Annotated in this window: 7 protein-coding genes and 1 riboswitch; of the genes, 5 read left to right on the top strand and 2 right to left on the bottom strand. The window is 63.6% G+C overall.

The window, feature by feature from the left end:
* Nucleotides 1-58: 58 nt before the first annotated feature.
* Nucleotides 59-337 (bottom strand): Lrp/AsnC family transcriptional regulator, encoded by a 279-nt coding sequence (locus WBA38_RS05265; RefSeq protein ID WP_424322243.1) that lies wholly within the window; start codon nucleotides 335-337, stop codon nucleotides 59-61.
* A 49-nt stretch (nucleotides 338-386) separates the two neighbouring features.
* Complete coding sequence (locus WBA38_RS05260) at nucleotides 387-2,156, bottom strand: DEDD exonuclease domain-containing protein (protein WP_424322242.1); 1,770 nt, start codon at nucleotides 2,154-2,156, stop codon at nucleotides 387-389.
* A gap of 300 nt (nucleotides 2,157-2,456) precedes the next feature.
* On the opposite strand from WBA38_RS05260, the gene WBA38_RS05255 reads away from it, so the two are divergent.
* The 5 genes from WBA38_RS05255 to WBA38_RS05235 all read left to right on the top strand — a co-directional run bounded on the left by WBA38_RS05255 (nucleotide 2,457) and on the right by WBA38_RS05235 (nucleotide 7,249).
* Nucleotides 2,457-2,666 carry a hypothetical protein gene (locus WBA38_RS05255; RefSeq protein ID WP_424322241.1) on the top strand — a complete coding sequence of 70 codons (210 nt, stop codon included), beginning with the start codon at nucleotides 2,457-2,459 and terminating at the stop codon, nucleotides 2,664-2,666.
* Between the two features lie 109 nt (nucleotides 2,667-2,775).
* Nucleotides 2,776-2,978, top strand: a riboswitch (cyclic di-AMP (ydaO/yuaA leader).
* 18 nt (nucleotides 2,979-2,996) lie between these two features.
* Nucleotides 2,997-3,566, top strand: coding sequence for a C40 family peptidase (locus tag WBA38_RS05250; protein ID WP_424297204.1), 570 nt, complete (start codon nucleotides 2,997-2,999; stop codon nucleotides 3,564-3,566).
* A 108-nt stretch (nucleotides 3,567-3,674) separates the two neighbouring features.
* Complete coding sequence (locus tag WBA38_RS05245) at nucleotides 3,675-4,703, top strand: NlpC/P60 family protein (RefSeq protein ID WP_424297240.1); 1,029 nt, start codon at nucleotides 3,675-3,677, stop codon at nucleotides 4,701-4,703.
* Nucleotides 4,704-6,134: a peptidase MA family metallohydrolase gene (locus WBA38_RS05240; protein WP_424297205.1), complete on the top strand. Its 1,431-nt coding sequence runs from the start codon at nucleotides 4,704-4,706 to the stop codon at nucleotides 6,132-6,134.
* Complete coding sequence (locus WBA38_RS05235) at nucleotides 6,131-7,249, top strand: glycosyltransferase family 4 protein (RefSeq protein ID WP_424297206.1); 1,119 nt, start codon at nucleotides 6,131-6,133, stop codon at nucleotides 7,247-7,249. The genes WBA38_RS05240 and WBA38_RS05235 overlap by 4 nt, the downstream gene beginning before the upstream one ends.
* Nucleotides 7,250-7,360: the final 111 nt, after the last annotated feature.

Here is a 7,360-nt window from a genome sequence, read left to right as displayed (position 1 = left end):
GCGCCGCGAGCACTCGGCTCGCGGCGCAACAGCAGTAGGGTGCGGCCGACCTAGTCGGCTACGCCTCACCAATCGAGAAGCCACCGTCGACTTCTGAACTCGCATAGCTCCGGAACGCGATGTGGGTGGCGCTTGAGAGAACACCGGGGATGCGATTGATGGCACCGGTCACGACGGTCGCGACTTCTTCGTGGTCGCGGACTCGGACCTTGGCGATGAGGTCGACGTCGCCAGCGCACGAGTAGACCTCGGTGACCCCGGGGATGTCCGCGACAGCTTGCGCGGTCTCGGGGATCTGGTGGATATCGGCTCCGATGAGGACGATGGCGGTGATCATGTCTCCAACTGTAATGTCTCGCGGCTCTTGGGCCCGGTAGGTCCTTTGATCAAACCCCGGCGGACATCACAGCTTCTCGTGCCAACCGGGCCGTCTGCGCGAAGTGTCGCCAGCGTTCTGCCGAACCAACGGGCAGAGACAGTTGGTCGGTGACGTCGACGAGGCGGGTACCCGGCTCGTATAGCCAACGCTCAATGAGGGCGATTTCCTCGGCCGGTGCGCCCGACAGCGGACCCAATTCCGGGGCCGGTGGCAGCACCGTGGTTCCTGCTGCCCGCATCCTGTCAACAATGAGCATCGGCGAGACGCCACGGGCGGCACACGCCGCTCCCGCCAGCCGGCCAAAGCGGACCAACGCCAGTTCCCATCCGCCAGCACCGTCGGGCTTGGCGGCAATCACCTCGGGTCGTGCCGCTACGGCAGCGAGACGTTGGCTACGCGCCAATACCTCGATGGTCGCCGATAGTCGATCGCGCGCACGTGCCGCCGACTCAAACCGATGCTGCTCGGCAAGCAAGTCGACGCGGTCGCGGAGAGCAGTCAACAGCGTGTCCGCCCGACCAGAGAGGAGTGAGCGGGCCGCTTCGACGCGGCAGAGGTAGTCGGGCAGGGTTTGGGGGCGCTCGCTGGCGGCGCGGCACACGCCAGGCAAAGCGGCGACCAACGGATCTGGCAGGGCATCAGCGGCGCCGCCGCCCTCGCAGAAGTGATGGGAGGCCTTCTTGAGCTCGGCGGTGCAGGTGCGGAGGCCGGCGGCACCGGAGATGACATCGGCGACGTCTGCGGCCAGTCCGCGGTTGGCAACCGGCCCCAGGGAGTCGATGCCGGGAGTGCGGGTGACCTTGAGTCGGGGAAAGCGCTCAGCCGTCAGGGTGATCCACCAACCGCGCGCAGGATTGCGTGATCGTCGGTTGTAACTGGGTTTATGGACACCGAGGAGCGTGAGCTCGGCGACGCCTGCCTCAAGTGCGTGCGCGCATTCAATGTGGTCGACACGCACGGCCAGCCCCACCATCTCGGCCATCCGTGCGCGTGAGTCGCTGCCGTTGAAATAGCTCGTCACCCGACGATGCAAATCGACAGCGGTCCCTATATAGAGGACTTCGTCGCCGGGGCCACGAAAAATGTAGACGCCGGGCCGGTGTGGCAGTGCCGCGGCCAGGGACCGCTTGGCGCGCATGGCGGCCGTTGCGCGAGGGAGGAACGTGGTCAAGTCGCCGACAGTGCTCACGCCTTGATTGCCGACGCGTTCGAGTAACCGATGAAAGACGTCGACGGTGGCGCGGGCGTCGTCCAGGGCGCGGTGTGTGGGCCGGACAGACACGTCGAAGAGTTCGGCGAGGGCCGAAAGCTTGACGCTGGGTGCCTCCTGTTTGCTCAGGATGCGACGTGCCATCACCACGGTGCACAGGGATGTGGTGAACGTCCACGGCAGATTCATCCGGGCCGCGCCCTTTCGAAGGAACCCCATATCGAATCGCGCGTTGTGGGCGACGAGAATGCTGCCGCGCGCGAACTCGAAGAATGCGGGCAGCACCTCTTCCACGCGGGGCGCGTCGTAGAGCATCGCGGTGGTGATGCCGGTGAGCGCCACAATTTGGGGCGGGATGGCACGGCCGGGGTCGACCAACGTGGCAAACTCGCCGAGCACTTCCCCGCCGCGAATCTTGACGGCACCGATCTCGGTGATGGCATCAGTCTCCGAGCTACCGCCGGTGGTTTCTAAGTCGACAACGACGAACGTGGTTTGGGCGAGGGCCGCGGTAGCAAACTCGGCCGACTCGGGGAGGTCGGCGAACGACATCTGTTCGACAGTCATGTGGGCACCGTACGACGACCCTCCGACACTCAGATGAAGCGACAAACAGATGAGGTGGCATTCCAGATAGCGGTGGCATGGAAAACGCCACGAGCGTTCTTACGCAAGGACCCGCGCACTCCACGGCGCTTTTGTCAGGGGGCGCTCGTAGTCTGCACTCCAAGTTGAATCCGCGACGAGGTGACGGACAAAACGACGGTATGGCCGGGAATCAGGGTCACCGAACGGAAATGAGAGGCAGATCACATGAAGATTGATTGTGGGCGTTGTCCGATGCGGGCGAGGGCCTGTGATGACTGCATGATGCAGATCTTCTTTGCTGGTACTACCAGCGAGTATGGGTCGTTCGGCCCATGCGAAGGTAACGGCCTCGAGTTGGCCGATGCCATCGATGTGTTCGCTGACACAGATTTGATCAGTGGAGACGTCGCGGAAGCCGCAAAGCAAGAAGTTTTCGCAGGTGAAGCCGATTTGTTGGGCCAAAGTGGTCGCACCCTTCGCGCCGTCTGATTTGGGCGCCGATGGCACGCCGGTGACGAACGGCTAGACATCGCGGGTGGGGTTTCGTAATCTTTTCGAGACCTTCCAGTTAGGGCTTCTTGGAGTAATCCGAGAGACCCGGAAGGACGCGCCTAATCGCCCTTACCAAAGAGGGCGAACCGGGGACCCACTTCCTCCGTGTGGCCGACGAGTTCAGTCGGAACGCGGATTGGGGTGAATCGCACCAACGTGAAGCCGCTCGCGGCTTTTGCTGGCGTGCGTAGGGCCATCTCTTCCGGCTCGAACCCGACAGCTAACCCGGTCGGCGATGAGGGAGAACAACAAGGAGTACGTGTTTTCGTGGCTAAGCATCGTTTGGAGCAGCCTAGTGTCGGTCGCAAGGCCGCCAAGTCCGCAGTCCTCGCCGGCTCGATTGCCATTGGCGGATCGCTGGCTTTCGCAGCTGCCCCCGCAGCAGACGCCGCGCCGATCACCATTCCGAATGTCGGCACGTTTGACATTCCGGGTCTGCCTCCGCAGGCAACCCCCAAGGCTCCGAACCTGAATCTCGGTAACTCGCAGCAGGCGCGCGCTGAGAAGGCGCTGCGCGCAGCTGAGTCGAAGATTGGTTCGCCCTACGTCTACGGTGCCGCTGGCCCCAATGCCTTTGACTGCTCCGGTCTCACCTCGTGGGCTTTCCGTCAGGCTGGCAAGACCATTCCGCGTGACAGCTACGGTCAGCTCGGCGGCGGTACCCCGGTTGCGGGCCTCGGCAACGCCAAGCCCGGCGATATCCTCGTCTTCAACGGTGGCGGCCACGTCGGCATCTACGCGGGTAACGGCATGTTCGTCCACTCGTCCACCGAAGGCGTCCCGGTGAAGAAGGACCGCGTCAAGGAGTGGAACCTCCTGAGCATCCGTCGCTACTGAGCATGACGACTGCTAACTGATTTTTACCGAGGGCGGGACGGCGTTTATCGCCGACCCGCCCTCGCCTGTATTAAGGACCGAGTACGAGTGAGCTCAACAAGTGCACCAATGCGGACGTTAAGGCGAGCCGCAGCACTGTTCGTCGCCGTGGTGGCGGCGTTGACAGTCATCGTCAGCCCGCCTGCCACCGCGGATCCGGCCACCCGATCCGCGGATCAGCTGCTCGTCAAGTACAAATCACTGTCGGAAAATGCGGAGAAGACGGCCGAGGCGATGAACGCCGCACAGGTCGAGTACGACAAGCAGCGCAAGATCGTGTCCGTCGAGCGCAAGAAGGCGTCCGTCGCCGCGAAGCAGTTGGCTTCAATGCAGGGGCAGATTGATGCCGCCCAGCGCAAGGTCGATGCGCTCGCACGTGTTAGCTACCGCGGCGCCCGCGTTAACCGCCTGTACGCGATGCTCGTTAGTGACTCCCCGCAAAGCCTGCTCGACAATATGTCGGGACTGGAAGTGATGTCGCGCCAGAGCGCGGCAGATATCCGCAGTGTCATCAAGACCGCCCAGACCGCCAAGGTAGCTAAAGCTACTGCCGAAAAGACCGCAAACACCGCGACCCGGGCCATCAACGACTCAGAGAAGAAGCGGGGCGAACTGCAAGCCAAGCAGGCTGATCTGCAGATTGAAGCCGTCCAGATCCGCGCGATCTACCAGTCGATGACCGGCAAGCAGCTTGCGGCGCTCCGTGGTCCCCGCTACAAATTTGACCCCAAGTCGGTACCGAAGGGGACCTCGCCCCAACTGGTGGCGGTTCAGGCGGCGATCTCGCGAATCGGTGACCCCTACGTGTGGGGTGCAACCGGACCCAACCAATTCGACTGCTCGGGCCTCATGTTGTGGGCATACCAGCAGGCTGGCCGCACTATTCCGCGAACCAGCGAGGCACAGCTCGCAGGCGGAACCCCCGTGGGACGAGACCAGTTGAAGCCCGGCGACCTCGTGATTTACTACCCGGGTGCAACCCACGTTGGCATGTATGTCGGTGAGGGCTATGTGGTCCACGCGTCGACATTCGGAGTCCCCGTGGCCGTTGTTCCGCTCGATAAGGCGGGCCCGTACAACTCCGCGCGACGGTACTGAGTGCGAACACGTCGCGTTGCCTGCGTGGTGCCGGTGCTGCTGGCCTTCGCGTTCCCGCTCGCAGCCTGCGGCTCCGATGCCACTCCGGAATCATCGTCCTCAGAGACGGTAGCGACCACCCAACTGAATCCGTTTGAGCAGCAGCGGTACGACGGGGTGACCGCGCTCCTCGATCAACTCTCATCGACACTCCGCAACGGTGACCGAAGCGGGTTGGCGGAGTTGGTAGACGGGGCCGCACGTCCCGAGTTTCGTCAGCACCTGGAAGTGATTGCTGACAACTTTGCCGACGTCGAGAAGCCTGCGGGGCGCAAGCCCCAGCACTCGCCCGTGGCCGCTGGTCCGCTCAAGGTAAAAGAGTTCCGTTACCGGGTGGCACCGCAGAACGGCCCGGAGCACCTGCTTGCAGACGACTTTGTCGCAAAGCTGGAGGCCGAGGGCGCGACAGACACTTGGGTGACGCCGGTCGACCTCGACTACGCACTCGGTGGCGAAGCTGAGCCGGGGCTCGACGAGCCGACTGTCACCTTGCATGGCAGCCTCACGTTCGCTCGTTATGGCGACGACTGGAAGGTTGTTGGGGAAGGCGGGTTGGCCCCCGATCCGACGCAGGCCTCTCGGGAGAACCCCAAAGCGCCGGATGTGGGTGCCTGGGAGTTCCCGGGGCTCGCGGCGACCGACGTCAAAACCAGCGGCGGCACGTCAACAGTGCTGTTCTACCGTGGTGCCGAGAATGAGGCCGCGAAGGTCCGGCAGCTCCTGCCCGCAGCAGTGGACGAAGTGACCGCGTTCTGGGGTAAAGACTGGGTGAAGCGAGTCGCGGTCATCGCCACCGCAACCAACGAGCAGTTTGCGGCCCTTACCCGCACCCGTCCGGGTGACACCGCCGCAGCCGCTGCGGCCACCGTGTTCACCATGATCGACACCAGGGCGGGGCAGGTGGTCGGCCAGCGAATCGTGTTGACGCCCGCCGCCCGAGGACTCTCAAGCGAGGCCCTTGCTGTGGTACTTCGGCACGAGCTCACTCACGTGGCGTCCCGTCTGACGACCGCGTCAAGCGCCCCCTTGTGGCTCACCGAAGGCGTCCCAGAGTATGTGGGTCGCAAAGGGACGTACGGTGACCTGATCGATGCGGCACCAGAACTCGCGGCTGCCGTCGCCGGAGGCAGCGTGCCGAAGGCGCTGCCGTCGGACGGATCATTCTCCGTGGAGACCGATGCGGCGCGGGTGGCCTATCAGAGTGCTTGGTCGTTCGCGGCGTACGTTGGCAAGACCTACGGCGACGAGAAACTGAAGAAGATGTATGTCGGCGTCGGTAAGGGCGGCGACACCGCCACCACGGATGCGGCAATGAAGGCGTCGTTGGGCGTCGAGAAAGCCAAAGTCGTTGCCGATTGGCGCGCATGGCTCAAGAAGGAGGTCGGTAAGTGAGGCGTACCCTCCTGATCACCAATGACTTTCCGCCGCGGCCCGGTGGGATCCAGTCGTACTTGGAAAATCTGATTCGGTACTTACCGGCCGACGAGGTGATCGTCTACGCACCGAAGTGGAAAGGTAGTGAAGCCTACGATGCGGCCGCGCCCTTCGAGATTGTGCGGCATCCGACCAGCCTGATGCTACCCACTCCCGCTGTGGCCCGACGTGCAGCGAAATTGGTGCGTGACAACGACATTCGTACCGTTTGGTTTGGGGCAGCAGCACCCCTGGCAGTCTTGGCGCCCGCCATGCGTAGTGCGGGAGCGCGACATATCGTTGCGAGCACCCACGGACACGAAGTGGGATGGTCGATGCTGCCGGGGGCTCGACAGGTCTTGCGGTTTATCGGCAACAACACCGATGTCATCACCTACGTCAGTCGCTTCACTCGGCGACGATTCTCGGCGGCATTCGGCCGGGAAGCGGCCCTCGAGTACGTGTCGTGCGGGGTTGACGTCGACCGCTTTGCGCCAGACCCGAGCGCACGAGCCATGCTCCGCGATCGCTACGGTTTGGGCGACGCACCGACAGTTCTGTGCCTATCCCGGTTGGTGCCGCGCAAGGGGCAAGACGTGCTGATCGAGTCGTGGCCGAGGATCCGGGAAGCCGTCCCGGGGGCGCGACTGATGATCGTTGGCGGCGGACCCTACGCGGATACACTGCACGCCCTGGCGGAAAAGTACGAGGTGACAGACTCGGTGACCTTCACCGGGAGTGTCCCCGCTGAAGAACTTCCGATGCATCACGCGATGGCTGACGTCTTCGCGATGCCGACCCGGACGCGCGGTGGGGGCCTTGACGTGGAAGGCCTGGGAATCGTCTTTCTGGAGGCCTCCGCCAGCGGCGTCCCGGTGGTAGCCGGGAACTCTGGCGGCGCCCCGGAAACGGTGAAGGAAAACCTCACCGGCACCGTTGTTGACGGGCGCAAGCACGGCGAAGTTATTGAGGCCATCGTCGATCTTCTGACGCACCCGAAGATGGCGGCGACCATGGGCGAGAATGGTCGCGCGTGGGCGATTGCCAACTGGCAGTGGAGCCAACAGTCAGCCCGGCTTCAGCGTTTCCTCTAGCAAGCCGGCTCCCGCTTCTCATCCGAAGTTCCGCTTTTCTGTCACGATTCGACCAGACCGTCACCGATCGTCATAGCTGGTGACGGTCTGGTCGGCGGGACGACAACGTTT

The organism is Gordonia sp. (in: high G+C Gram-positive bacteria), assembly GCF_049647785.1.
Classification (GTDB): domain Bacteria; phylum Actinomycetota; class Actinomycetes; order Mycobacteriales; family Mycobacteriaceae; genus Gordonia.
This window is presented reverse-complemented; position numbering and strand designations above follow the sequence as displayed.

Coding starts and splice junctions, on each gene's coding strand:
- WBA38_RS05265 (WP_424322243.1), bottom strand. CDS start 337: ATGATCACCGCCATCGTCCTCATCGGAGCCGATATCCACCAGATCCCC.
- WBA38_RS05255 (WP_424322241.1), top strand. CDS start 2,457: ATGATGCAGATCTTCTTTGCTGGTACTACCAGCGAGTATGGGTCGTTC.
- WBA38_RS05260 (WP_424322242.1), bottom strand. CDS start 2,156: ATGACTGTCGAACAGATGTCGTTCGCCGACCTCCCCGAGTCGGCCGAG.
- WBA38_RS05245 (WP_424297240.1), top strand. CDS start 3,675: ATGCGGACGTTAAGGCGAGCCGCAGCACTGTTCGTCGCCGTGGTGGCG.